The organism is Duganella vulcania, from assembly GCF_009857655.1.
Lineage (GTDB): Bacteria > Pseudomonadota > Gammaproteobacteria > Burkholderiales > Burkholderiaceae_D > Rugamonas > Rugamonas vulcania.
The window spans coordinates 45,098-70,595 of record NZ_WWCX01000027.1; the positions used below are offsets into that span (position 1 = coordinate 45,098).

Consider the following 25,498-nt stretch of genomic DNA (forward strand, 5'->3'; position numbering starts at 1 on the left):
TCCTTACCAAGGCATTTTCTTTTCCCACTCAGGATCATAACCGCTGCACGCGGCCGCCACGGCGAGATAATCGCCGTAGGCCTCGGCCAGCAGCACCGGCGGGATCTGGTCCAGCGGCAGCGGGCGGTAGCCGTAGCGCTGTCCGTCCATGCTGCGGAATTGCAGGGACTTCAGCGCGGCCGCCCGGTTTTCCTCCGGCAGGGCGTTGCCGGTAAACTCGATCACCACCGTCATGCCGACGCTGGCGAATTGCTTGGTGTATTCCATGAACACACCGCCATCCTCGGCCGAGCCGCGCTGATAACCGCGCTTGTTGAAGGCCCCGCGCAGCGTGAACGTGTCGCTCACCCAGCCCAGGCGGTCGGCGTTGTGGTCGCCGCTGCGCTGCGCCGGCAGCTTGTGCGCCATCTGCGCGAACAACGGTTTCAGCTTGTAGTCCTTGAAGTGCGCCAGCCATTTGGCGGCCTCGCCATCGTCCAGCAGCGCGCTGTGTGCCAGGCGCACGCTGGAGCCTTCGTCGAGCGTGACCTCGTCATCGTTCGCGTCGATCAGGCTGCCGTCCTCGGTCGGGCGGAACAGGCGCACGGCCTCGCCGCCGGCGGCCATCTCCTGCCACACCAGCTGCTGCACCAGACGCCCAACCACCGGATGCCGCTGCAGATAGGTGCGCCATTCGTCCACGGGCCACAGGCGGCCGGCGCACATGGCTTCGTACAGGCGGCCGGTCTGCATCTCCACCACCTGCTTGACTTCCTTCTTGCAGGCGGTCAGCTGCTGCTTGGCTTCCTTGACCGCTTCCGGTGCGTCGTTCTGGCGCGGCGCGGGCAGGGCGCTGACGGTTTTGCCTTCCTCGTTGCTGAGCACTGGCTTGAGCGCGGCGTCCAGCGTGACGAAGTACTGGCGGCTGCCGTATTGCAGCGTCATGCGGCCGCTGTCATCCAGGCCGCAGGATGGCACGGTGCGGTCGCCCAACTGGTCCTGGGTCCAGTTGTTACGCTCGGCGATGCGCTCCACCAGGTCGCGCGCCTTCTGCTGCACCGAGGCGGTGCGGTAGCGGCGCGCGATGCCCAGCGTGAACTGGATCACGCTGGCGTCGTTGGACACGCAGGCGGCTTCCAGCAGCGCCTCGATCTGCGCGCGGCGCAGGTAGTGGTCGCGCATATAGACCTGGATGACGCTGGCCAGTTCATGGCCAGGCACGCCGGAGATCAACGCCAGCAAGCCCCTGTCGTTCAGGGCGCTGCCCACGTAGACGCTCATCTTCTCGCGCTTGACTTCCTCGAACACCTGTTCCGGCGTCAGCTTGCCCTGCGCCGCGTAGTAATCCGGATAGCGTTTGGCCGCGTCCTGATAGTTCTGATAGCGTTGTGGCGCGTTGGCCTGTGCCCACGCAATGCCTTCCTCCAGCGACGGATGCGCGGTGTCGCGGGCGATAAACTGATGCAGCAGCCATCCGCCCAGCGCGGCGCGGGACGGTTGCGCCAGCAGGCCGAGATAGCGCTCCAGCAGGCCGTTGCCGGCCGGCTCCTTGAGCTTGCAGGCCAGGATCACCCACCAGCGGATGATCTCCGGCTCGACCGGGGTGCCGTCGCTCCAGGCGCAGGCGGGGGCGCCGTCCAGGGCGAGCCAGGACATGCTGCTTGGCGGCTTGCCCTTCAAGCCCTTGCGCGCCTGCTTGAGCAGCGTGTCCGGCGCCAGGTATGGCGAGATGTCCTCGCCCAGCTGCTCCAGCGCGGTCATGATGGCGGCGCTGGCGGTTTCGCGGTTTTCCTTTTCCAGCGCGGTGCGCAGCGCCGGCACGCCGTCGCGGTAATCGAGCGTGACCAGCCAGCGCGCCGCTTCAATGCGCAATTCTTGTTTGCTGGACTGGAGGGTGTCGCTCACCAGCTTGCCGATATTGGGCGTGCGCGACAGCACCTGCTGGGCGGCGGCGCGGTGGGTCTTGCCTTCGCCCAGCGCCAGTTCCATCAGGCGCGGCATCCAGCGGGTTGGAATCACCGGGAAGGTGTCCAGCACGGACAGCGTGGCGCCCAGCTGCGGCGAGCCATACTCGGTGCTGGAGGCGTCGGCCATGCCCAGGCCTTGGTCGATCAGGTCCGGACGCGCGGCAAACAGCGGCCATACGCGGTCGGGCGGCAGCACATGCTGCGGCGCCAGTCTGCCATAGTATGAATCGAGCAGGCATACGCGATAGATCGTCTCCGGATCGCCGCCGCATTGCGCCGTCAGCGCCACCAGCTGGCGCAGGTCGATGCCGTTCTTGTCCTGGTGTCCCAGCCATGACTGAAAGTAGGGATGGTTCCACACGCTGCCGTAACCGCGGCCGCCGCGGCCTACGATCCAGCGCAACACCTGCAGCAGGCCGAAATCGGTGCGGGTTTCCACGCGGCTGGTGGCCAGCGTCCTGTCCACTTCCGAATCGCCGAGGATGGAATCGACGGCTTTGCCTTCGCCGTTCAGCACCTTGATGGCGGCGCGCAGCTGGCGCTCGTCAAGGCGGCGATAGCGCGCATAACTGTCCTGCTGATAGTCGGATTGGTACTTGGCGGTGCGGTTGGATTCGACTTCGGCGGCCGCGTTCTGGCGGAAGCGCTCCAGCAGCTCGTCACGGTTCTTCAGCAGCATGTCCAGCACATCGTCGCCCAGCACTTCCTGCGGCTCGGGCGGCAACGGCGGCGTTTCCGGCAGCTCCAGGCCGCCCGAGTCCTCCACCGCCTGCAAGCGCGTGATCGCATTCTGGATCGCCTGCCGCGCCGGTTTGCCGGTCTCGCCGGCCAGCGCCGCTTCCAGCACCGGCACGGCGCTGTCGCCCTGGGTGCGGGCCAGCAGCTCGGCCGCGCTGACGCGCTCCGCGGGATGGCCGGTGCGCAGCACCTCGGCCAGCAGCGCGGTGGCCTGCGTCCGGTCCATGCTGCCGACCAGGCTGGCGGCGCTGGCGGCTGCGATCTTGCTGTCGCCGACCGCCACCTTGACCAGCACGGCGCCGAGCGCCGCGACCAGCCGTGGCTGGGCGCCGATGCGGTTGACCAGCAGGTTGCGGCCCACGGCGGAGAGGGCCTTGACTGCCGCGTCCACGTCGGGAATGTGGGCCAGCAGGTAGTCGTCCAGCGCGCCCGGCGCCAGCATGCGGCTGAACAGGTGTTTCTGGTGATAGCTATCGAGGTCGCGCCGGTCGAACAGGATGGGCAGCACCATCCCTTGCGGATAGCCCTCGGCCGCCAGCAGCGCGGCCAGCAGGTTGACGTCCCAGGCCGGACGGTCGTCGTCGGTGGTTGTCGTGCCTCCGCGCGGACAAACACTCCACAGCGCGTCGTTGAGCAGGTACTGCAGCCAATCCGGCGCGAAGGTGCCGGTGTAGGTCAGCGAGTGTTTCTGGTCCGCCGCTTCCAGCACCTTGCCGAGGCGGGCCAGCATGGCGACGTGCGTCTCGTCATTGACCACCCGGCGGTACAGCGCATGGCGGGCGGCGACGCTGGCTTTGATCGCGGCATCGCTGGCGTCGCCCCTGGTGTGGGTGGCCCAATCCAGATGGCCGGGACGCCCGAGCAGTATGCCGGCCGCGCCACGGCTGCCGGCCAGCTCCAGCAGCACCGCCGGATCGCCGCCGTTGGCGACAAAATCGGCCGCGCGGCTGGCGAGCTGTTTGGCGATCAGATCCAGGCCGCCCAGGCCGTCGGTGATCAATGCCTGTTCCGACGAGCCGAAGACACGCCGCGCACTGTCGAGCACGCCCAGTATTTTATTTAACATTGGTTATTTTGTAAGTCAGCACAGCCGCATGCTGCCATGAAAAACCGGTTTGGGCAAACGCGGCAGGAGAGGAATGGCATGCGGATGCGTGTTGCGGGAGGGCGACATACAGCGCCGCGATGCCGCCGGCGCGCTGGCGATCCGCACTGGTACGGCAGTCCGGATGCTGAATTTCATTCTTGTGATTGAGTTTTTTTGTGATTGAGTGAGATCGATGCTGCAAGCAACATCTGCCTGTCACCTGATCGTATGGTGGCACCATACCAAGACGGAGACAAAATTGAGCGAATTTAAAAAAACAGCGATCGCTGCCGCGGTTGCACAAGTGTTGCTTTTGGCCAGTGGCGCCGTGTTGGCGCAGACCGCTACCGCCACCGATAAAGACAAGGAAGCCCAACCCGTCACGGTGGTCGTGGCTGGCCAGCGCGCCGCGCTGGAGTCGGCCGCCAACATCAAACGGAACTCGGACGAGATCGTCGATTCGATCGTGGCCGCCGACATCGGCAAACTGCCCGACCGTTCGGTCACCGAAGTGCTGCAGCGCATCCCGGGCGTGTCCATCGACCGCACCCAGTACCGCGCCGATCCGCTGCAAAGCACCGGCGACGGCATCCAGCGCTTCGCCGCCGAGGGCACCGGGGTGTCGGTGCGCGGCATGAACTATGTGCGTTCGGAACTGAACGGGCGCGACTCGTTCTCCGCCAACGGCGGCCGCGCGCTGAGCTTCGAGGACGTGCCGCCCGAGCTGATGGCCGGCGTGGACGTCTACAAGAATCCGTCCGCCGAGCAGGTCGAGGGCGCGATCGGCGGCCTGGTCAACCTGCGCACCGCGCTGCCGTTCGACTACAAGGGCTTCAAGGCGGCGCTGTCGGTGGAAGAGTCGCGCGCCAGCCGCAGCACGCATACCCGGCCAGGCCTGTCCGGCCTGATCTCGAACCGCTGGACCACGCCGCTGGGCCAGTTCGGCGCGCTGCTCGACCTGGCGCATTCGGAGATTTCCACCGCCAGCGACAGCATGGGCGTGAGCCCCTACATTCCGCGCACCGACATCACGCCCGGCCAGACGCGCTGGATCAGCCCGGGCGCGAGCTGGAACTCGAACACTTTCGACCGCACCCGCGACGGCCTGTACGGCGCGCTGCAATGGAAGAAAGACAACTGGTCTTCCTCGATGACCTACTTCAAGTCGAAGTACAAGATGTACACCGAGGAGGCCGGCTTCTTCATGGCCACCACGCCGGCCACGCTGACCGTCGATCCGGGCGCGACCTACGATGCCAAGGGCGCGCTGCTGACGGGCGTCCTGCACAACCCGACCGACGGCGGTTACGGCCTGAGCAACGGGATCGGCTTCGGCACCGACGCGCGCCGCTCGAGCCGCAAGGCCGACACCTCCGACCTGTCCTGGAACATCCAGTGGCGCCCGACCGACCAGTGGACCCTCACCGCCGACCTGCAGCACACGCGCGCCACCACCCAGGCCTACGACAACACGGTCGGCCTGGGCGGCTTCATGCCCAAGGAGACGGTCGACCTGAGGACCTCGGTGCCGACCTACACCTTCGACGCCGGCGACCGCGCCTGGCTGGCCGATGCCAACAACTACTACTGGAGCTTCGCCCAGGAGCACCGCGACGCGGCGGTGGCCACGCAGGATGTGGCGCGCGCCGACGCCCGGTTCGTGTTCGATTCGCCGGTGCTGCGCGACCTGCGTTTCGGCCTGCGCATGACCGACCGCGATTCGGTCACCAACCGCACCCACGGCGGCAATGGCGGCAACGAATGGCAGAACATCACCCAGTCCTGGTCGGTCGGCAACAGCTGGCAGCCTTACAGCCACTTCGCGGTCCTGACCGATCCGCGCCTGGGGCAGTCGAACTACGTCGCCCACAGCTTCGGCAACTTCTTCAACGGCACCTTGCCGGCGGCGCCGACCATCATTGTTCCGACCCAGGCGATGGTGAGCAGCTCCTTCACGTCGGTGCCGGCGGCCTACCAGGAATTGCACAACTACGCCAACTACTACTGCAACACCCCCGGCGCCACCGGCGATTGCACCAACTGGAAGCCTTCGGTGTTCGGCGGTCCGAGCGACACCAACCAGCAGAAGGAGCGCACCAAGGCCGCATACACCCAGTTGCGCTTCGGCTTCGACAACCTGCGCTATCCGGTCGACGGCAATGTCGGCGTGCGCGTCGTGAAGACCGAGGAGAAGGCGACCGGCATGACGATCTTCAGCCCGCCGACCGGCACCCAGGTGCAGGGCGTGCCCACGATTGCGGCCGTGAACGACCTGCACACGATCGACAACAACTACACCAACGTCCTGCCAAGCCTGAACCTGCGGATGAAGGTCAACGAGGAGCTGCAGTTCCGCTTCGCCGCCTCGAAAGGCATGTCGCGGCCGGACTTCTACCAGATGCAGCAATACACCACGCTGGACCTGAAGCCGCAGACGCACGTCGATCCGGTGACCAAGCAGACCGTGCTCGATTCGATCGATTTCGTCGGCGACAGCGCCGGCAACCCCTTGCTCAAGCCGGTCCTGTCGAACAACCTGGACCTGACGGCGGAGTGGTACCTCAGCCATGGCAGTTCGCTGACGATGTCGCTGTTCCACAAGAGAATCAAGGACATCATCATCACCCGCACCGTGATCAATACGCTGACCGACTCCGCCGGCGTGAAGCATGACTTCCTGACCAACGGGCCGGCCAACGGCGCCGATGCCCGCGCCTATGGCGCCGAGGTGGGCTTCCAGCATTACTTCGACAACCTGCCGGACTGGTTGAAGGGCATCGGGGTGCAGGGCAACTACACCTATATCCGCAGCAAGCAGGACATGCACGCGCCGACCTCCCTGTGGTGCACGCCGAAAGGCACGCTGGAGTCGGAGACCCTGCGTAACCTGTCCGGTTGCGACACCGACGGCCGCGTGCTGGGCAGCGAGCCGATGCTGGGCACGTCCAAGAACGCGGTGAACTTCGCCCTGCTGTACGACAAAGGACCGTGGTCGGCACGCCTGGCCTACAGCTGGCGTTCGGACTACCTGCAGGTGATCAACGCCTTCGGCACCAACGGCGGCGACGGCATCGACCAGAATCCGAACAGCCCGAACAAGGGCCAGTCGGGCTCGGTGAACTACGCGCTGCCGGTCTGGGGCGGGGCCTATGGCCAGACCGACCTTGGCGTGCAGTACAAGGTGAACGACAACATCACCGTGTCGTTCGACGTCGGCAACCTCACCAACGCCATGTTCAAGCAGTATATGCAGCAGCAGATCGGTCTGAAGGAGCACTTCGCCAACTTCACCGGCCGCAGCTACTACCTGAAGGCGCATTTCTCGTTCTGAGGCGATGGCATCATGGCGCCGCGCATAGGGAGCAGCAGGGATGAGCGAAACAGCGCGCCCTACGACCTGCAGGGATTCCGCGAGGCGTCCCACCTGGCCATCCTGACGGGGCTCGGCGTGCGGCCCCGCGCCTATGACCCGATGGCCGGGCTGCTGGACCTGCGCCAGGTGCAGGCGCATTTCTGGAACCTGCGCAACGCGATCGCGCGCGCGGTGGACGGCATGCCGGACCATGCGCAATTCCTGCGCGAGCACGTGGCGGCCGCTTAAAGGGGGGAGAGCGGCGTACCGATGTCATTTTGCAACACTGCGCGCTAGTCCTCCTCGCGGCCGGCATTTAGGGCTAGAATGGCCTGATATGCACAAATCCAGCGCCGACACGATCGCCCGTATCACCGACCTGCTGATGGATGCCGTCTGCATGGTCGATGCTGACGGCCACTTTGTGTTCGTCAGCGCCGCCTGCGAGCGCATTTTCGGCTACACGCCGCAGGAGATGGTCGGCATGCGCATGATCGACCTGGTGGCGCCGGCCGACCGCGAACGCACGCTGGCGGCGGCGCGCGCCATCATGGACGGCCAGCCCAATTCCCGTTTCGAAAACCGATACGTCCGCAAGGACGGCCAGCTCGTCTACATCATGTGGTCGGCGCGCTGGTCGGAGGCGGACCAGCTGCGCGTGGCGGTGGCGCACGACGTCACCGCCAGCAAGCAGGCCGAGAGAATGCAGTACACGCTGTATGCGATCTCGGAGGCGGCGCACGCCAGCGACGATCTGCCCGCGCTGTTCCAGCGCATCCACCAGATCATCGGCGCGATGCTGCCGGCCAGCGGCTTCGCGGTCGCGCTGCGGGATGAGCATGGCAGCGGCTTGCGCTTCGCCTATCACGCGCACGCCGGCGGCGGCAGCGCGCCGCACACGCTGGCGCGCTGGCTGGGTGAGGAGGTGCTGCGCGGCGGCGCGCCTGTGTTGCTGACGCCGGCGGCGATGGCACTGGTGCCGCCCGCCGTGCGGGCCGCCGCGGGCGCCGAGCCGGATTGCTGGATAGGCGTGCCGCTGACCACCACCCAGGGCGATATCGGCGTGCTCCTGCTGCAGGGCGGGGACGCCCCCGGCCAGGCCGGCTACACCGACCAGGAGCAGGAGTTGCTGACCTTTGTGTCCAGCCAGGTGGCGACGGCGATCCATCGCCAGCAGCTCAATGCCAGGCTGCGCTTCATGGCCCAGCATGACGAGCTGACCCAGTTGCCCAACCGCCGGCTGTTCCTCGACCGGCTGCAGATGGCGCTGGCCCGCGCCCAGCGCCACCAGGGCCAGCTGGCGTTGCTGTTCATCGACCTGAACAAGTTCAAGCAAGTCAACGACGAGCATGGACATGACTGCGGCGACGAGCTGCTGCGCGAGGTGGCGCGGCGGCTCAGGCACTGCGTGCGCGAGTCCGACACGGTGGCGCGCCTTGGCGGCGACGAGTTCGTCATCATCGTGGAGGAAGTGCTGGTGGCCGGCGACGCCTTGCGGATCGTGGAGAAGATCCACCAGACGCTGGCGGTGCCGATGCGGCTGGCCGACGGCGTGAGCCTGGGCGCCACCGCCAGCATCGGCGTGGCGCACTATCCGGAACATGGCGACGACATCCAGCAGTTGATGCGTTACGCCGACCAAACCATGTACGCAAGCAAGCTGCCGAAGGCGCATTCGGGGACGTCGCCAACCCTGCCGGTCGGCTGAACGTCAGCTGGACCGGCGTGGGTGGCGTGGGTGGCGCGCGTTACCGCAGGCTGACCGCTGTCAGCTCGCCCCGCTTGTTCAGGATGTACAACACGCCGCGCGGCGAGATCGCCAGGTTGCCGCCTTTGGGACAGGACCAGACGACAGTGTGCGTGTTGAGATCGATCGCCAGGGTGCGCACCGCGGAGCTGACGAAGGCCAGGTTACGTGTCACGATCACCCCGGTGTAACTGGTGTTGATGTCGTCAAAGCCATCGCTTTCCAGCTTGGATGTGGTCCACAACAACTTCCCGCTTGCCGGCGACCGTGCCTCAAGGTGGGTGTTGGTTTGATCGAAGACATAAATGGTGCCGTTCCCGTAGGCCACCGCCCCGTACACGCCGGTGTCCAGCACCCAGGAGCGGGTGCGGGTGGCCAGGTCGAACGCCATCAGGTTACGCTCGGCCACAATCGCCTGTTGGGTGCCGGTCAGGACCACCGGGCTGCCGCTATGCCTGGTGCGGCCCACATAAGTCCCACCGATCGCAAAGGCGCGGCTGCCATCGGCGGGGTTGAACGCCGCCAGCGTATTGTCCGGCGTGGTGTAGCTGTAGATGAAGCGTCCGTCGGTCGCCGGGCTCCAGCCATCGTCGCCATATGCCGGGTTGCTCCAGCTGATCTTGCCGTCCACATCGGAATATTTGGCGATGCCACCGAGGTAGCCGTTGAACGAATAAACGTCGGTGCCGAAGACGGTGGGGGCCGAATACTCGGTCCATTGCGAGATCATTTGCTGGCGATTGAGCTGCGCTCCTGTCGCCTGGTCGAACACCCACATATAGGCGTCCTGGTAGGCGTTCGAGGTGACGTAGACACGGCCGTTCGACACCGCCGGCGGGTTGACCCGGCTCAAGGGGCCCAGGTCGACTCTCCATGCCAAGGCACCGGTGTCCTCGGACACGGCCAGCAGCTCCCAACGGGTGCCCAGGCTGTCGTGGCGGACAAAAAATACGCGTCCACCTTCGGTGGCGGTGGACGCGTAATTGCCGAGGTTGTCGTTGACGCCGGCCATGTTCCAGCGGCGTGAAAAGGCCGCTGGATTGAAGCTGGCGTCAACAAAGCCCGTATGGGACGCGTTGCCCTGGTACGTCGTCCAGCTGCCCAATCCGTCGATGGCCTTGAGCGCGGTCAGGTTGATCGGCGACTTCACGCTCACCGTGAGCGGCACGGTCCACGGCGAGCCCGCCAGCGGCTGCTGGCAGATACGCGCGTCATCCCGGCACAGGCGCAACTGCAGGCCAACGCGAGCATGCTGGCCGTCAGGCGGCCAAATCGTACTGTCATCGTAGTATCCTTATAGAAAAATAAATTGCAAAAGGCCATTATTGTAGCAAAAGCATGCTTAAAATGATAATGGCGCGGAGGCCGATGCGCTTGATTGTATTAAATATATACAATACAATCGAGCTCCTTCGCCCGCCGCCCGCGGGTGCTAATCCGAATAATGAGAATGGTATGAAGAGACGCGAAATTCCGCAGCAAGTGGCCGGCGCCGCCGTCATGAAACCCCTGGTGACGACCCTCGTGGCGGCGCTGCTGCTGCCGTTGGCCCAGGCTTCGGCCGCGCCGGCGCTGGTGTCGTCGCCCGACGGGCGCACCACCATCCGCATCGACGACGACGCCGGCCGCTTTTCGGTCGCGCGCCGGGGCGAGACCGTCATCGCACCGTCGCCGCTTGGGCTGGAGCTGGACGGTGTGCCGGAGCTGGGCGCGCTGCGGCTGGAGCGGCGCGAGGACGTCAAGGTCGACCGAACCATCGCGCTGACGGCCACCAAGGCCGCCCAGGCGCGCGACCGCTATCGCGGCGCCACGCTGGTGTTCCGCGAACAGGCGCCGGCAGGCCGCCGGCTGTACCTCGACGTGCGCGCCTATGACGACGGCGTCGCCTTTCGCTACCGCCTAGACGGCGCCGAGCCGGTGCGCCTGCGCGGCGAGCGCACAGCCTTCGTGCCGGCAGGCGATCCGGAATGCCTGGTGTCGACGGCCGACGGCGCGCACGAGGTGCCGTTTGAACGCGTGAGGGTGTCGCAGCTGCGCGCCGGCCAGGCCTACGACGTGCCGGTGGTCTGCACCGCGCTGTCCGGACGCACCGCCTACGCGATCACCCAGGCCAACCTGGCCGGCTACACCGGCGCGGCGCTGCTGCCGGAAGGCGGAGCGCTGCGGATACGGCTGTCGGCGCCGCCCAAGCGGCCGGCGCCGGCCTACATTTCCCAAGCCGGGCTGACCACCGCGTGGCGCGTGGTGATGATGGGCGACCGCATCGGCGACATGATCCCGTCGCAGCTGATCGGCAACCTCAACCCGCCGCCGCAGGGCGACTTCAGCTGGGTACGGGCGGGCAAGGCGGCATGGGACTGGTGGTCCGGCCCGCTGGCCGGCATGAAGCCGGGCATGGACAACTACAAGCGCTTCATCGATTTCGCCGCCGCCTCCGGCCTGCCGTATTACCTGATCGACGCCGGCTGGGCGTCCGGCCCGGGCGGCTGCTGCGATGCGAATCCGGCCACCGACGTCACCCGCGCCGCCGACGGCATCGACATGCCGGAACTGGTGCGCTACGCCGCCGCCAGGAACGTGGGCCTGATGCTGTGGGCGCACTGGGAGCACGTGGCAGGGCGCATGGACGAGGTGCTCGACACCTACGCGCGCTGGGGCATCAAGGGCGTCAAGATCGATTTCATGAACCGCGACGACCAGGACGTGGTCGATTTCTACCAGCGCGTCGCGGCCGCCACGGCCAAGCGCCACATGCTGCTGGACCTGCACGGCGCCTACGTGCCGGCCGGCCTGCAGCGCAGCTATCCGAACTTCATCACGCAGGAGGGCGTGCGCGGCGCCGAGTGGGACAAGATGGACAAGTCCATCACGCCGCGCCACAACCTGATGCTGCCGTACACGCGCATGCTGGCCGGCCCGCTCGATTACACGCCGGGCGGCTTCCACAACGGCACGCCGGCCACCTTCGCGGTGCGCGAGGTGATGCCGCAGACCCAGCACACGCGCGGCCAGGCGCTGGCGATGTACGTGGTGTACGACAGCCCGCTGCAGATGGTGTCCGACGATCCCGAGGTCTATCGCGGCGCCGCCGGATTCGACTTCATCCAGCGCGTGCCGACCGCGTGGGACGAGACGCGCTTCCTGTCCGGCACACCGGGCGAGGACATCGTGCTGGCGCGCCGCCAGGGCCGCAGCTGGTATCTGGGCGCGATGACGGCGGACGAAACGGCGGGTGGCCGCGCCGAGCCGGTGTCGCTGGGCTTCCTGCCGGCCGGCCGCTTCCGCGCCACACTGTGGGAGGACGGCGATACGCCGAATGAACTGCGCCGCGTGGAACGCGTGGTGACGGCGCGCGACACGCTCACCCTGCGCCTGGCGCCAGCGGGCGGCGCGGCGGTGATCCTGGAGCCGCTGCGCTGACTGTAGGCTTGCATGGGACGCTACTGGCCGTGTGCTGGCGGCGTCCCTGGCGGCCGCGCTCAAGGTTCGGACGGCTCGCGCCATTCCGGCGCGGATTGAACGGTCGCTGGCCGGCCGCAGTCGCCGTCCGTCAGGTTCAGCCGCCGGCCAGCGTGCGGTTCACGCGCTGCAGGTGGGCGCGCATGGCGCTTCGTGCGGCGACCGGATCGCTGCCGGCGATGGCGTCGTAGATCGCGCGGTGATCCAGCAGCGTGGCCTTGCGCAGTTCCTCGGTGCGGTAGTGCTCCTTGAGCCGGTGCCACAGGCTGCTGCGCTGGCGCCACAGGTAATCGACCACGCCGACGAACGCCGTGTTGCCGCTGGCGCGCGCGATGGCCAGGTGGAAGTTGCGGTCCGCCTGTTCGTTGCTGGAGCGGTCTTCATGGCTGCGCTCCATCTCCAGCAGCGCCACCCGAATGGCGCTCACCGCGGCGGCAGTGGCGTGTTTGGCGGCCATGGCGGCAACCTCTGTCTCGATCATGCTGCGGGCGGACAGCACCTCGAACGGTCCCGGACCGGCCTCCGGCACGGCGGCCGGCGATGCCCCCGCTTCGCACACGTACACGCCGGAGCCGCCGCGCACCTCGACCACACCGCCCAGTTCCAAAGCGATGAGTGCCTCGCGCAGGGACGCGCGGCTTACGCGCAGTGATGCGGCCAGTTCGCGCTCGGCGGGCAGGCGCTCGCCGGGGGCGATGCCTTGTTGGCTGATCAGCTCTTGAATGCGTTCGGCCACCAAGCGGTACATACGTGGCTCGGGCGGCCGGTTCGTCAGCGCCGGGGTTTCGGTCAGGGTCTCTGGCTGCATGGCGTTCGGTACGTGGAGGTTAGTCAATTTGGTAGAAACGGCGCGCGTTCAGGCCGAATACGGCCGCGCGCTGCGCCTCGTTCAGATGCGCCAGCAACGCCTCGCTGGCGGCCAGCCACGCCGCGTAGCCGGCGGCCAGCGTGAGCACTGGCCAATCGCTGCCCCACATCACGCGTTCCGGTCCGAAGGCCCGCAGCACATGCTGCGCGTAGGGGCGTAGCTGTTCCACGGTCCATTCGGGACCAGCCTCCGTGACCATGCCGGACAGCTTGCATTCCACTTGCGGCAGCGCCGCCAGCTTGCTCATGTCGTCCCGCCATTGCGCGTGCGGTGCGCCGTCCATGATCGGCTTGGCCGCATGGTCGATCACAATCGGCAGCTCCGGGTGGCGGCGCGCGAAGGCCAGCAGCGCGGGCAGGTGGCGCGGCAGCACCAGCGCGTCGAGGCGCAGGCCGTGGCGCAGCATGGCGTCCACCGCCGGCGCCAGGGCCGGATCGTCGATCCAGCGGTCGTCGTCCAGGTCCTGCAGCATGGGCCGCAGTCCGCGCAGCTTGGGATGCGCGGCCAGGGCGGCGATTTGATCGGGCGCGTCGGCCGCCTTCAGGTCCACCCAGCCGACCACCGCGCCAATGAAGCTGTGGCGGTCCGCCAGGTCCAGCATGTAGCAGGTGTCCGCCTCGTTGGGCATGGACTGCACCAGCACGGTGGCGGCGACGCCGTTTTCCGCCAGCAGCGCGGTCAGGTCGGCGGGATGGAAGTCGCGGTGGATGGGGGCAAGCTCCGGCGGCGGCCATGCGCCCTGGCGCGCCGCCAGTTGCCAGAAATGCTGATGGGCGTCGATGCGCATCAAGGCTCCGTGTTCAAAGAGGGAAGGGCTGCAGCCGGTATGATAGCGCCCGGATGCGTCACCACGGCGGCAGCCACCGCGCAGCCGAATTCCGCCGCCTTGATACTGGACGCGCCACGCAGCCGCTGCGCCAGATAGCCGGCGTTGAAGCTGTCGCCGGCGGCGGTGGTGTCCACGGCGCGCACGGTTAGCGCGGGGACATGGACCGGTTGCGCCGCACGCGCCGCCGTGCCGCCGATCAGGCAGCCGTCTGCGCCCAGTTTGAGCACCACTTCCGGCACGCCGATGGCCGCGATGCGCCCCAGCGCCTCGGCCGGACTGCGGTCGCCATGCAGCAGCACCTCGTCGTCAAAACTGAACAGGGCATGGGTGCAGACCTGCGCCGCGCGCCGCATCCACTCGCGCGCGGTGGCCACATCCCACAGCGCCGGGCGGTAGTTGTTGTCCAGCGCGACCCAGCCGCCGGCAGTACGCACTTGCGCCGCCAGCGACAGCAGGGCGGCGCGCCGCTCGTCGTCCAGGATGGCCAGCGTGATACCGGTCAGCAGCAGCACGCGGCACTCGGCCAGCTGCGCGCCCAGTTGCGCCAGGTGCGCGGCGGACAGCATGCTGCGCGCGGCGGACTGTGCGCGCCAGTAGGTGAAGCGGCGCTCGCCGTTGGCGTCGGTCGCGATCGCGTACAGCCCCGCAGTGCCGCCGGCTCGGATGTCGATCAGGCTGTCGTCAATGCGCTCGTCCCTCATGTGGTCGCGGATCAAACTGCTCATCGCATCGTCGCCCAGAGCGCTGACGTAGCGCACCGGCATGTCGGGCGCCAGCCGTTTCAAATAGACCGCTGTGTTGTAGCTGTCGCCGGCCGCCGCGTGGGCGAGGGTGCCTTGCGATTGCGGACGCAGCTCCAGCATGCACTCGCCCACCGACCAGAAGGCGCCGCTCATGCCGCCTCCCGCAGCAGCGCGGCGCGCAGGCGCGGCTGCGCCAGCGACAGGCCTTGTTCAGCGGCCAGCGCAACCACCGGCAGCAGGCGCCGCTGCTTTTTCTGCTCGTGGTTCTGCGCGATATCGCCCAGCCGGTGCGCCAGGAAGGGATTGGTGAAGCGGTCGCGCACCTGCGCCAGGTAGGCGCGCGCGATGTCGGCCTCGCCCAGCGCGTCGAACACCGGCAGCACTTCCTCCTCCCACAGCGCCTCCAACTGCGCGCGCAGTTCGGGATCGGCCATCGCCTGCAACACCGTCTCGTCGACGGCGCGGCTGGTTCGTATCCACTGCTCGGCGAGGAAGGTGTGGCCCAGGTTCAGCAGGAACAGCTTGCGCCGCTCATACGGCTCCAGTTGATCCGTGACGACGATCTGCGGATGGGTGCAAGGCAGCACCATGCCGGGCTGCGCTTCGATCACCCAGATGGCGTAAGGCTCGGCCACCGCGCCGGCCGGCGCGATCGGCTCGGAGACGATGCGGTCCACGAGTGAATTGATCCACACGCAGGCGCCGCCCAGGTAGGCGTGGAAGCCATCGTCCAGGCCCCAGTCGCGCGCCAGCTGGCAAACAAGTTCGCGCAGCACGCTGCCGTTATTGGCCACCAGCTCGCACGGATACAGCGTGACCGGCGCGGCGCCTTGCAGGTAGCGGCGGTGCAGCAGCACCAGCAGCTTGGCGGGGAAGCTGCGCGGCGGCGTGTCCGCGTCCAGCAGCGACGGGCCGTCCTGCGCCGAGAGTTCGTAACCCCGGTCGCCCGTGTTGGAGACGATCACCCGCACCGGCCCGGCGGCCAGCGCGTGGATCGCCGGCCAGTCCCGGTCCGCCTGCAGCGCGGCCTCGATGGCGGTCACGCGGTGCTCCTGGTCGACCACCGCGCCATCCTCACGGCCACGGATGCGCACCGGATAGCCGCCCGGCGCGTTGAACGCCGCCACCCGCTGCGCACTCTGCGCGCTGCCGGTGGTCTGTACCACGGTGATGCGGCCCAGTGCCTGCCCGCTGTCCAGCGCCTGCTGGACGAACAGGTCGACATGCGCCTGCAGGAAGCGGCTGGTGCCGAATTGCAGAATAGGCGAGGCCATTTACACCTCGACGATGGCTTTGATGACGCCGGCCGCAGGATCCATCCACTGCGGCAGCACCGACACGAAATCGGACAGCGTGGTGCGGTGCGTGTTCATCAGGCCTGTCGGCACCAGGCCCGCCTTCATCGCCGCCAGCACTTCGCGGAAGTCGTCGGCGGTGGCGTTGCGGCTGCCCAGCAGGTTGGTTTCGCGTTTGTGGAATTCCGGATCGGCGAAGGAAATGCGGTCCAACACGATCGACACCAGCACATACGTGCCGCCGTGCGCTACGAATTCCAGCCCGCGCTCCATGGCCTTGACGTTGCCGGTGGCGTCGAACACCACGTCGAAGAATTCGCCGTCGGTCAGTTCCGACAGCTGCGCCTTGTCCCGGTCGCCCACCGTCACCGTGCGCGGGATGTCCAGCGCGGTGCGGCAGAAGGCCAGGCGGTCCTCGCGTCCGTCCAGCACCGTCACGTTGCCGCCCTTGAGGCGCGCGAACAACGCGGCGGCGATGCCGATCGGACCAGCGCCCACCACCAGCACGTTCTGGCCGGGCCGCACGCCGCCGCGCCGAACCGCGTGCGCGCCGATGGCGAGGAACTCCAGCATCGCGGCGTCGTCGAGGGAAATGCCGTCGGTCTTGAACACGAAGCGCTCGGGCAGCGTCACATATTCGGTCATGCCGCCATCGCGGTGCACGCCCAGCACCTGGATATTGGTGCAGCAGTTGGTCTTGCCCTGGCGGCAGGCGATGCAGCCGCCGCACGAAAGATAGGGCATCACATACACCTGGTCGCCGGCTTTCAATTCGCTGCCCTCGGGCGCGGTGACGATCTCGCCCGACAGCTCGTGGCCCATCACGCGCGGATACTGCAGGAAGGGCTGGGTGCCGCGGAAGATATGCATGTCGGTGCCGCACAAGCCGATGCGGCGCACGCGCACCAGCACTTCGCCGGCCGCCGCCTGAGGCACCGGACGCTCGACCAGTTGCAGGTCGCCGGGGGAGAGGCAAACAACGGTTTTCATCATGGATTTTTTCCGTATCGAGGTTGGATGTGCTTGTATTGTACGTGATATATCGAATACAATCGAGCGGTTGATGCCGACTTTTATGTGTAAGGAACCATCCATGTCCACACCCATTCCCCCTTCGGCCCCGCGCCTGCTGCTGATGGCGCCCGAAGACAACTGCCTGATCGCCCGCGTGCCGCTGGTGGCCGGCGACGCATTGGAGATCGACGGCGCGGTCGCGGTGCTGGCCGAGGACATCCCGTTGGGCTACAAGGTGGCGCGCCACGCGCTCAAGGCCGGCGACAAGGTGCTGCGCTACGGCGCCATCATCGGCACCGTCACGGCCGACGTGGCGCCCGGCGCCATGCTGCACACGCATAATCTCGTCAGCGACTACATCCCGACCTACACCCTGGCGTCGGACGCCCATTCCTTCATCGGGAGTACCCACTGATGTCCAACGCCTCTCTGCCAGCACTGTCGGGCTACCTGCGCGCCGACGGCCACAAGGGCATCCGCAACGTCGTCGTCGTCGCCTACACGGTCGAATGTGCGCACCACGTGGCGCGCCTGATCGTCAACGCCTTCCCCGGGCAGGAAGTGCATTTGATCGGCTTCCCCGGCTGCTATCCCAACGATTACGCCGACCGCATGATGAAGCGCCTGGCCACCCACCCGAACGTCGGCGCCGCGCTGATCGTCTCGCTGGGCTGCGAGAGCTTCAACCGGCGCGGCCTGGAGGAAGAAGTGGCGGCCAGCGGCCGGCCGGTCCACACCATCACCATCCAGCAGAACAGCGGCACCCGCACCAGCGTGGCCGACGGCGTGGAATGGGTGCGCTGGGCGCGCGAGGCGCTCGACGGCCAGCAGCGCGTGCCGATGCGGCTCGATGAACTGGTGGTGGCCACCATCTGCGGCGGCTCGGACAGCACCAGCGGCATCACCGCCAACCCCGCCGTGGGCGTGGCCTTCGACCAGCTGGTGGCGGCCGGCGCGGCCTGCATCTTCGAGGAGACCGGTGAACTGGTGGGCTGCGAGTTCCACATGAAGCGCCGCGCCGCCACGCCGGAACTGGGCGAGGCCATCGTCGCCTGCGTGAACAAGGCGGCGCACTACTACACGGTGCTGGGCCACGGCAGCTTCGCGCCCGGGAACGCCGACGGTGGCCTGACCACGCAGGAAGAGAAATCGCTGGGCGCCTACGCCAAGAGCGGCGCCTCGCCGATCAGCGGCATCCTCAAGCCGGGCGACCAGCCCGAGACCGGCGGCCTGTATCTGCTGGACGTGGTGCCGGACGGCGAGGTGCGCTTCGGCTTCCCCAACATCTCCGACAACGCCGAAATCGTCGAGCTGATCGCCTGTGGCGCGCACGTCACGTTGTTCACCACGGGGCGCGGCTCGGTGGTAGGCTCGGCGATCTCGCCGGTGATCAAGGTGTGCGCCAATCCGGCCACCTACGAACGCCTGGCCGAGGACATGGACGTGAACGCGGGGCGCATCCTGAGCGGCGACGCGACGCTGGAGCAGGTCGGCGCCGAGATCGTGCAGCTGGTGGCGCAGGTGGCCAACGGCGCGCAGAGCTGCTCGGAGGCGCTGGGGCACCAGGAGTTCATCCTCACGTATAAACAATTCGAAGCGTCCGGCCCCGGATGCTCCCCCTTGAAAGCGGCCTGACATGCAAGTCAACGACCCGCGCATCCTGCCGCGGCGCGGCATTGCGCTGAGCAGCCTGGGACTGGGCTGCGCCCAGCTGGGCGGCCTGTACGAGGCGGTCAGCGACGCCGAGGCGCGCGCCATCGTCGATGCCGCGTGGGACTTGGGCATCCGCTATTTCGACACCGCGCCATACTACGGCTACACGCTGTCCGAACACCGGCTGGGAGCCGCGCTGCGCGAGCGACCGCGCGACAGCTTCGTGGTCAGCACCAAGGTCGGGCGCCTGATGCGGCCCGACGCCGGCGTACGGCCCGGCGAATCCGGCTGGGCGCAGCCGCTGCCGCTGCGGCCGCACTACGACTACAGCTACGACGGCGTGATGCGCTCGCACCAGGACAGCCTGCAGCGCCTCGGCATGGACCGCGTCGACATCCTGTATGTGCACGACATCGGCCGCGTCACGCACGGCGAGCGGCACGGCCACTATTGGCAGCAGCTGACGCAGGGCGGCGGCTTCCGCGCGCTGACGCAATTGCGCGACGAGGGCAGCGTGGGCGCCATCGGCCTGGGCGTCAATGAATGGGAGGTGGTGGCCGACGCAATCGACGCCTGCGGCCTCGATTGCGCGCTGCTGGCGGGGCGCTACACCCTGCTGGAACAAGCCGCGCTGGCGCCGTTGCTGGACCGCTGCGAGAAGCGCGGCATCGGCATCGTGATCGGCGGGCCATTCAATTCCGGCATTTTGGCAGGCACCCGCAAGTTCAATTACGAGGACGCGCCGGCCGACATCGTCGCCCGCGTCGAGGCCATCGCCGCGGTCTGCGCGCAAGCCGGTGCGCCGTTGCAGGCGGCGGCGCTGCAGTTCCCGATGGCGCATCCGGCGGTGGTGTCCTGCATCCCCGGCGCGCAAAACCCGGCGCAGCTGCGCCAGAACGCCGAGTGGTTCGCGCAGCCGCTGCCCGCCGCCCTGTGGCAGGCGCTGATCGAGCAGGGGCTGATCGACCGCAACGCGCCGACGCCATCGGCCGCATGAATTTTTTGAAGTGACGAGTGACGTATAAGGGAAATCAATGAAATTGTTACGCTTTGGCCCCAAGGGCAATGAAAAACCGGGCCTGATCGATGCGGACGGCCAGTTGCGCGACCTGTCCGGCGTCCTGCCGGACCTGACCTCGGCCCATCTGGGCCGCGCCAGCCTGGATCGCATCGCCTCGATCGACGCCTCGCAGCTGCCGGCGGTCGCGGAGCCGGTGCGTTACGCGCCCATCGTGGCCGACATCGGCAAGCTGATTTGCGTGGGCCTGAACTATTCGGACCACGCGGCCGAATCGGGCATGGCGGTGCCGTCCGAACCGGTGCTGTTCGCCAAGGCCACCAGCTCCATCATCGGCTGCAACGACCCGGTGGTGCTGCCGCGCGACTCGGTCAAGAGCGACTGGGAAGTGGAACTCGGCGTGGTGATCGGCACCCGCGCGCGCTACGTCGAGGAGAGCGAGGCGCTGGACTACGTGGCCGGCTACTGCGTGGTCAACGACCTGTCCGAACGCGAGTACCAGCTCGAACGCGGTGGCCAATGGGACAAGGGCAAAGGCTGCGACACTTTCGGCCCGGTGGGCCCGTGGCTGGTCACCGCCGACGAGGTGCGCGATCCGCAGAACCTCGACATGTGGCTGGACGTGAACGGCAAGCGCTATCAGGCCGGCAGCACGCGCACCATGGTGTTCACGGTGGCGCAGCTGGTGAGCTACATCAGCCGCTTCATGACGCTCAACCCCGGTGACGTGATCAGCACCGGCACGCCGCCGGGCGTGGGCTTGGGCCAGAAACCGGAGCCGGTCTACCTGCGCGCGGGCGACCGCATGGTGCTGGGCATCGAGGGACTGGGCCAGCAGAGCCAGACCGTGCATGCCTGGGACCCGGCGCTGATCGACGGCTAAGCCCAGCCAAGTTGTGGTAACACCGCCGCGCCCAGACAGCGCGGCGGCTGAAGTGGATAGTAGAACACGAAGGCGCACAAGCGCCGCATACGGAGACTCCATGACACCAACCGCACCAGCAAGCGGGCATTCCTACCGGTTTGCCTTTGTGATGATCACCACGCTGTTCTTCATGTGGGGCTTCGTCCATAACCTCGACCCGATCCTGATACCCCACCTGCGCAAGTCCTTCAGCCTGACCGTGCTGCAATCGGCGCTGGTGGATTCGGCGGTGTTCATCGCGTATTTCGTGATGGCGCTGCCGGCCGGCCTGTTGATCCGCAAGGCCGGCTACAAGAACGCCATGCTGGCCGGCCTGGCGCTGTTCGCCACCGGCGCGCTGCTGTTCATCCCGGCCGCCGACACCCAGCGCTACGTGTTCTTCCTCGGCGCGCTGTTCATCATCGCCTGCGGCTTGACCGTGCTGGAGACGGCGGCCAATCCCTACATCACGCTGCTGGGCCGTCCCGAGCACGCCACGCGGCGCCTCAACCTGGCGCAATCGTTCAACGGCCTGGCCGCGACGCTGGCGCCGATCGCCGGCGCCCGCGCCATCCTGGTGGGCGGCACCAGCGACGCCGAGCTGCAGGCCATGTCCGAGGGCGCGCGGCAGGCGGTGCTGGCGGCGGAGGCGGCCAGCGTCAAGGGGCCGTACCTGTTGGTGGCGCTGGTGATTATGGCCATCGCGCTGGTGTTCTACTTCCTCAAGCTGCCGGCCACCACGGCCGCTGCACACAACGCGCCCGCCAGCGGCGCCATCCTGCGGGCGCTGCGGCGTGCGCCGATCCGGCGCGCCGTCATCGCCCAGTTCTTCTACGTTGGCGCGCAGGTGTGCGTGTTCAGCTTCTTCATCCTGTACGCGTCCAAGGCGGCCGGCATCTCGCAGATCAAGGCGGCGGACTACCTGGGCTGGGGCTGCGGCGCCGCCTTCGTGGTCGGCCGCTTTGCCGGCACCTGGCTGATGAAGTACATCGCGCCGGCGCGGCTGCTGCTGTCGTACGCGCTGGCCAGCGTGGCATTGTCGGCGCTGGCGATGTTCGCCAGCGGCGCGGCCAGCCTGGCGGCGGTGATCGGCATCGCCTTCTTCATGTCCATCATGTTCCCGACCATTTTCTCGCTTGGCATCGGCAACGCCGGCGCCGACACCGAGATGGGCAGCAGCTTGATCGTCATGTCCATCGTCGGCGGCGCGGTGCTGCCGCTGATGTTCGGCGCGATCAGCGACATCACGCATAACCTTCAATTCGGCTATGCCGCCCCCTTGCTGTGCTTCCTCGTGATCGCGTGGTTCGCGCGGGCGGCGCTGCGCGAGGCGCGGCAGCCGGCCGTCATCACCTCGACTGGGAGTATCGAAACATGTTTGAATTAACGGGTAAGCGGGCGGTCGTCACCGGCGGCGGCAGCGGCATCGGCGCGGCCATCGCCACGCTGTTCGCGCGCAATGGCGCCATGGTGCACATCCTCGACGTCAGCGAGGCCGCGGGCGCCAGCGTGGCGCGCGCCATCCGCGAGGGGGGCGGCCAGGCCGTGGCGTACGGCTGCGACGTCACGCGCCAGGCGCAGGTGCGGGCGCGGTTCGAGGAGTTCGGCGCGATCGACATCCTGATCAACAACGCCGGCATCGCCCACGTGGGCAAGGCCGACTCCACCGGCGAGGAGGATTTCGACCGCGTCATCAATGTCAACGTCAAGGGCGTCTACAACTGCCTGCACTCGGCCATCCCGCAGCTGCGCAAGAACGGCGGCGGCGTGATACTCAACATGGCGTCGGTGGCGGCATGGGTGGCGGTGCCGGAGCGCTTCGCCTATTCCACCGCCAAGGGCGCGGTGATGGCGATGACGCTGTCGGTGGCCAAGGACTACCTGGCGGACGGCATACGCTGCAACTCGATCTCGCCGGGCCGTGTGCATACGCCGTTCGTCGACGGCTTCCTGGCCAAGAACTATCCCGGCCAGGAGGCGGAGATGTTCGAGCGCCTGTCCAAGACGCAGCCGATCGGCCGCATGGCGCGCCCGGACGAGGTGGCGGCGCTGGCGCTGTACCTGTGCAGCGACGCGGCGTCCTTCATCACCGGCAGCGACTATCCGATCGACGGCGGCTTCATCACGCTCAACGCCTGATCGGCGCTAGTGCGGGTGGGCGCTGTTCTCGCGGTGATGCAGCGCATTGAGCATGGTGGAGCGCGACGAGTGCAGGTGCTCGCGCATCGCCGCCATCGCCGCCGGCACGTCGCCCCGCACCAGCGGGCGCAGGATGGCCAGGTGCTCCTGCACCGCGTGCTGGTTGCGCGGCAGTTCGTCGCGCTTGTCCCACTGGTAGTGGTAGTGGTACACCATCGACACCGCCTCGTTCAGGTTTTCCGCGAAGCGGTTGTCCAGGAGGCCGATCAGGAAGGTGTGGAACTCGCGGTCGAGCGCGGGGAATTCCAGGTGGCTCTCGGCCGATTCCTTGCCCAGCGCCTCGTGGCGGGCCAGCAGTTCGCGCAGGCGGGCGAAGGCCGGATCGGACGGCGGCAGTGCGGCGAAACGTTCGATGGCCTTCAGCTCGAACATCTCGCGCACCTCGCCCAGCTCCTCGGCGAACTTGGTGTCGAAGGCGCACAGGCGCCAGCTGCCGCGCGGGGTTTTCTCGATCAAGCCGTTGCGCGAAAAGCCGATCAGGAACTCGCGCACGGCGATGGTGCTCACGCCGGCCGCGCGCGACAGCTCGACCTCGGTGAATTCCGCGCCGGGCGGCAGGTCGCGTTCGTAGATGCGCTCCATCAGCACCTGTTGCAGCTGTTCGGTGGCGCTGTGCAGTTCGGCCACCTCGAAGTAGTCGCCGGGCTTGGGCTTGCGCAGCAGGTAGCGCTGCTTCATGCCGGCGATCAGGCCATGCTCGACCAGGTGGGCCAGCGCGCTGCGCACCGCGGTGCGGCTGCTCTCGACGATCTCGGTCATCCGTATTTCGGTCGGCAGGGCGTCGCCCACCTTCAGGTGCTGGGCGGCGTGATCGAGCAGCAGGTTGATGCTGCGGCGGGTGGTGATGGGAAGCTTGGCCATGGTGGCGGCGAACAAAGTAAAAGTGGCATTTTACCTTTTTATCCAATCAAATAAAGGAGAAGTGATGGAACGTATGGGCATGGTGATCGGGATCGTCCCCGAGAGGATCGACGAATACAAGGCCTTGCACGCGGCGGTGTGGCCGCAAGTGCTGGCCACGCTGGCCGCGGCGAACGTGCGCAACTACTCGATCTTCCTGCGCGAGCCGGAGAATCTGCTGTTCGGCTACTGGGAATACCACGGCAGCGACTTCGACGCCGACATGCGCGCCGTGGCGGCCGACCCGGAGACCCAGCGCTGGTGGACTTTTTGCGGCCCGTGCCAGCGCCCGCTGGCGAGCCGCGCGGACGGCGAACACTGGGCGATGATGGAGCCGGTGTTCCACGTCGACTGAGCGCGCCGGCGCCAGACGCCGGCGCGCCCGCTCACCACAGCTTGATCAGCCGGACCTGCGTGAAGCTGCCGGCCTTGGCGTTGCGCGAGGCCGTGGTGGCGATGTACTGGACCGTCACCACGGCGTCGATGGGCGCGATCCTGGTGGTGAAGAAGGCGCCGGCGTTGGTCGAGCGGAAGCGGCTGGCGCCAAGCGGGTTGTTGTCGTCGTCCTGGTACTGGCTCAGGTGGATCGCGTGCAGGCCGACGACGCCGAGCGCCGTCTTGTAGCCGGCCGCCAGCTCCAGGCCGGCCCAGTTGCCGCTGCGGAGCTGGTTGGCGTGGTTGCGGCTGTTCAGGCCCAGCGACAGCTTGGCGGCCAGCGCCACCTCCGGCACCGGCAGGTAGCCCAGTTGCAGTGTCGGCCGCAGCGTGGTGTAGTGGCCGGAGCCGATGTCGGGCGCCGGGCCGCTGTCGTACTTCCCGGTCGGCAGGATCACCGATCCGCCCGCCAGCACGCGCACCTTGTCGCCCACATACAGCCAGCCGGCCTGCAGCTCGACGTCGCCCATGCCGCTGAGTTCACCGGTGGCGGTGGCGCCGTCCGCCGCCACCGCGCCCTGGTACTGCGCGCTGAACTGGCCCTGCACGGCGGCCTGCGTGGCGGCCGGCACCGCCGGGTTCCATTGCAGCGCAGGCGTCGATGCGCTGCCCACGATGGATTGCTGCTTGCGCGCGTACGGCAGGTCGAACACGAAGGCCAGCCGGCCGCCCGCGTAGCGGTCGGTGGTCAGGTAGCCCAGCACCAGGTCCGAGCGGGTGAAGGTGCCGGTGCCGTCGATGGTGGCGTGGTTGCCGGCATACGAGGGATACAGCGCCGCCGGCGCGCCCGGCAGCGGCACCACGCCGCCCGGGATGGGCTCGGTGAGTTTCCGGCCGTCGTCGCCGGTCACTTTTTCGACGTGGATGCGGGTCACGGCCAGTGCGCCGGCCCAGCCGGGTTGGTCGGGCGGGGCGAACAGCTCGCCGCCCAGGCTGCCGGCGAGGTTGTAGCGCGGCTCAAAGCCTTCGGCCGCGCCGGCCGTGCCGCCGGCCATGAGGGTCAACGCCGCGACGGCGGAAAAGATCGATCGGGTCATGCTGTCTCCTTGGTGATGGTGTGCTTCGGTTTTTTTTTATAATGAATTGCCTATCAGCTGGCGGCGCCCAGCAGGGCCAGCGCCGTGGCGACGAGTTCGTCGACCTGTTCCAGCGGGCCGTCATGCAGCACGGTGCGGTCCGGCCGCACCACGGCCACCCAGCCAACCGGCGCCGCGTCCGGCACCAGGCAGCCGGTCATGCATTCCCACGAGTCGGCCGCCGCGCCGGGCTGGCCGCGATGGCGCAGCTGCACGGTGTGCCCGCCGGCGCGCC

At 67.6% G+C, this 25,498-nt stretch carries 21 protein-coding genes and 1 pseudogene; 11 read left to right on the forward strand and 11 right to left on the reverse strand.

The genetic code is table 11. The annotated features are described in order from the left end of the window. Nucleotides 1–3: 3 nt before the first annotated feature. A complete protein-coding gene (locus GTP90_RS16580) occupies nt 4–3,750 on the reverse strand; it encodes a DUF4132 domain-containing protein (RefSeq protein ID WP_161084599.1) in 3,747 nt (1,248 codons plus the stop codon). After that, on the reverse strand, nt 3,740–3,973 hold the full coding sequence (locus tag GTP90_RS16585; protein ID WP_161084600.1) for a hypothetical protein: 234 nt from the start codon (nt 3,971–3,973) through the stop codon (nt 3,740–3,742). The genes GTP90_RS16580 and GTP90_RS16585 overlap by 11 nt, the downstream gene beginning before the upstream one ends. A 126-nt stretch (nt 3,974–4,099) precedes the next feature. Here GTP90_RS16585 and GTP90_RS16590 point away from each other — a divergent pair, with 126 nt between their 5' ends. From GTP90_RS16590 to GTP90_RS16600, 3 genes are all read left to right on the forward strand, one after another. Then, complete coding sequence (locus tag GTP90_RS16590) at nt 4,100–7,102, forward strand: TonB-dependent receptor (RefSeq protein WP_371875068.1); 3,003 nt, start codon at nt 4,100–4,102, stop codon at nt 7,100–7,102. A 12-nt stretch (nt 7,103–7,114) separates the two neighbouring features. Then, nucleotides 7,115–7,372 carry a tryptophan 7-halogenase gene (locus GTP90_RS16595; protein ID WP_161084602.1) on the forward strand — a complete coding sequence of 86 codons (258 nt, stop codon included), beginning with the start codon at nt 7,115–7,117 and terminating at the stop codon, nt 7,370–7,372. An 88-nt stretch (nt 7,373–7,460) separates the two neighbouring features. Continuing rightward, on the forward strand, nt 7,461–8,831 hold the full coding sequence (locus GTP90_RS16600; RefSeq protein ID WP_161084603.1) for a sensor domain-containing protein: 1,371 nt from the start codon (nt 7,461–7,463) through the stop codon (nt 8,829–8,831). A 40-nt stretch (nt 8,832–8,871) separates the two neighbouring features. On the opposite strand, the gene GTP90_RS16605 is transcribed toward GTP90_RS16600, so the two are convergent. Beyond that, complete coding sequence (locus tag GTP90_RS16605; RefSeq protein WP_161084604.1) at nt 8,872–10,101, reverse strand: outer membrane protein assembly factor BamB family protein; 1,230 nt, start codon at nt 10,099–10,101, stop codon at nt 8,872–8,874. A gap of 224 nt (nt 10,102–10,325) precedes the next feature. On the opposite strand from GTP90_RS16605, the gene GTP90_RS16610 reads away from it, so the two are divergent. Further along, nucleotides 10,326–12,290 (forward strand): glycoside hydrolase family 97 protein, encoded by a 1,965-nt coding sequence (locus tag GTP90_RS16610; protein WP_217431988.1) that lies wholly within the window; start codon nt 10,326–10,328, stop codon nt 12,288–12,290. Between the two features lie 136 nt (nt 12,291–12,426). On the opposite strand, the gene GTP90_RS16615 is transcribed toward GTP90_RS16610, so the two are convergent. The 5 genes from GTP90_RS16615 to GTP90_RS16635 are packed head-to-tail and all read right to left on the reverse strand — an operon-like array spanning nt 12,427 to nt 17,054. Then, complete coding sequence (locus GTP90_RS16615) at nt 12,427–13,137, reverse strand: FadR/GntR family transcriptional regulator (protein ID WP_161084605.1); 711 nt, start codon at nt 13,135–13,137, stop codon at nt 12,427–12,429. Between the two features lie 19 nt (nt 13,138–13,156). Next, a complete protein-coding gene (locus GTP90_RS16620) occupies nt 13,157–13,984 on the reverse strand; it encodes an amidohydrolase family protein (RefSeq protein WP_161084606.1) in 828 nt (275 codons plus the stop codon). Further along, nucleotides 13,984–14,922: a sugar kinase gene (locus GTP90_RS16625; RefSeq protein ID WP_161084607.1), complete on the reverse strand. Its 939-nt coding sequence runs from the start codon at nt 14,920–14,922 to the stop codon at nt 13,984–13,986. The genes GTP90_RS16620 and GTP90_RS16625 overlap by 1 nt, the downstream gene beginning before the upstream one ends. Next, nucleotides 14,919–16,043: a mannitol dehydrogenase family protein gene (locus GTP90_RS16630; RefSeq protein ID WP_161084608.1), complete on the reverse strand. Its 1,125-nt coding sequence runs from the start codon at nt 16,041–16,043 to the stop codon at nt 14,919–14,921. The genes GTP90_RS16625 and GTP90_RS16630 overlap by 4 nt, the downstream gene beginning before the upstream one ends. After that, complete coding sequence (locus GTP90_RS16635) at nt 16,044–17,054, reverse strand: zinc-binding alcohol dehydrogenase family protein (RefSeq protein WP_161084619.1); 1,011 nt, start codon at nt 17,052–17,054, stop codon at nt 16,044–16,046. Nucleotides 17,055–17,157: 103 nt separating this feature from the next. Here GTP90_RS16635 and GTP90_RS16640 point away from each other — a divergent pair, with 103 nt between their 5' ends. The 6 genes from GTP90_RS16640 to GTP90_RS16665 all read left to right on the forward strand — a co-directional run bounded on the left by GTP90_RS16640 (nt 17,158) and on the right by GTP90_RS16665 (nt 22,792). Next, on the forward strand, nt 17,158–17,493 hold the full coding sequence (locus tag GTP90_RS16640; RefSeq protein WP_161084609.1) for a UxaA family hydrolase: 336 nt from the start codon (nt 17,158–17,160) through the stop codon (nt 17,491–17,493). Continuing rightward, complete coding sequence (locus tag GTP90_RS16645; RefSeq protein WP_161084610.1) at nt 17,493–18,713, forward strand: UxaA family hydrolase; 1,221 nt, start codon at nt 17,493–17,495, stop codon at nt 18,711–18,713. The genes GTP90_RS16640 and GTP90_RS16645 overlap by 1 nt, the downstream gene beginning before the upstream one ends. 1 nt (nt 18,714) lies before the next feature. Continuing rightward, entirely contained in the window at nt 18,715–19,728 is a 1,014-nt protein-coding gene (locus GTP90_RS16650; RefSeq protein WP_161084611.1) for an aldo/keto reductase, read from the forward strand. Between the two features lie 37 nt (nt 19,729–19,765). Then, a complete protein-coding gene (locus tag GTP90_RS16655; RefSeq protein WP_161084612.1) occupies nt 19,766–20,632 on the forward strand; it encodes a fumarylacetoacetate hydrolase family protein in 867 nt (288 codons plus the stop codon). A 100-nt stretch (nt 20,633–20,732) separates the two neighbouring features. Further along, entirely contained in the window at nt 20,733–22,040 is a 1,308-nt protein-coding gene (gene fucP, locus GTP90_RS16660; protein WP_254451898.1) for an L-fucose:H+ symporter permease, read from the forward strand. Then, nucleotides 22,028–22,792: an SDR family NAD(P)-dependent oxidoreductase gene (locus GTP90_RS16665; protein WP_161084613.1), complete on the forward strand. Its 765-nt coding sequence runs from the start codon at nt 22,028–22,030 to the stop codon at nt 22,790–22,792. The genes fucP and GTP90_RS16665 overlap by 13 nt, the downstream gene beginning before the upstream one ends. Before the next feature lie 6 nt (nt 22,793–22,798). On the opposite strand, the gene GTP90_RS16670 is transcribed toward GTP90_RS16665, so the two are convergent. Then, complete coding sequence (locus GTP90_RS16670; protein ID WP_161084614.1) at nt 22,799–23,713, reverse strand: GntR family transcriptional regulator; 915 nt, start codon at nt 23,711–23,713, stop codon at nt 22,799–22,801. Between the two features lie 64 nt (nt 23,714–23,777). Here GTP90_RS16670 and GTP90_RS16675 point away from each other — a divergent pair, with 64 nt between their 5' ends. Beyond that, the gene (locus tag GTP90_RS16675) at nt 23,778–24,107 is read left to right on the forward strand and encodes an L-rhamnose mutarotase (protein ID WP_161084615.1); all 330 of its coding nucleotides are present in this window, start codon (nt 23,778–23,780) and stop codon (nt 24,105–24,107) included. A gap of 31 nt (nt 24,108–24,138) precedes the next feature. Here GTP90_RS16675 and GTP90_RS16680 read toward each other — a convergent pair whose 3' ends face one another. Further along, a complete protein-coding gene (locus tag GTP90_RS16680; RefSeq protein WP_161084616.1) occupies nt 24,139–25,224 on the reverse strand; it encodes a transporter in 1,086 nt (361 codons plus the stop codon). 53 nt (nt 25,225–25,277) lie between these two features. Next, nucleotides 25,278–25,498, reverse strand: a pseudogene (locus GTP90_RS16685) (3-(3-hydroxyphenyl)propionate hydroxylase); the annotation flags it as partial.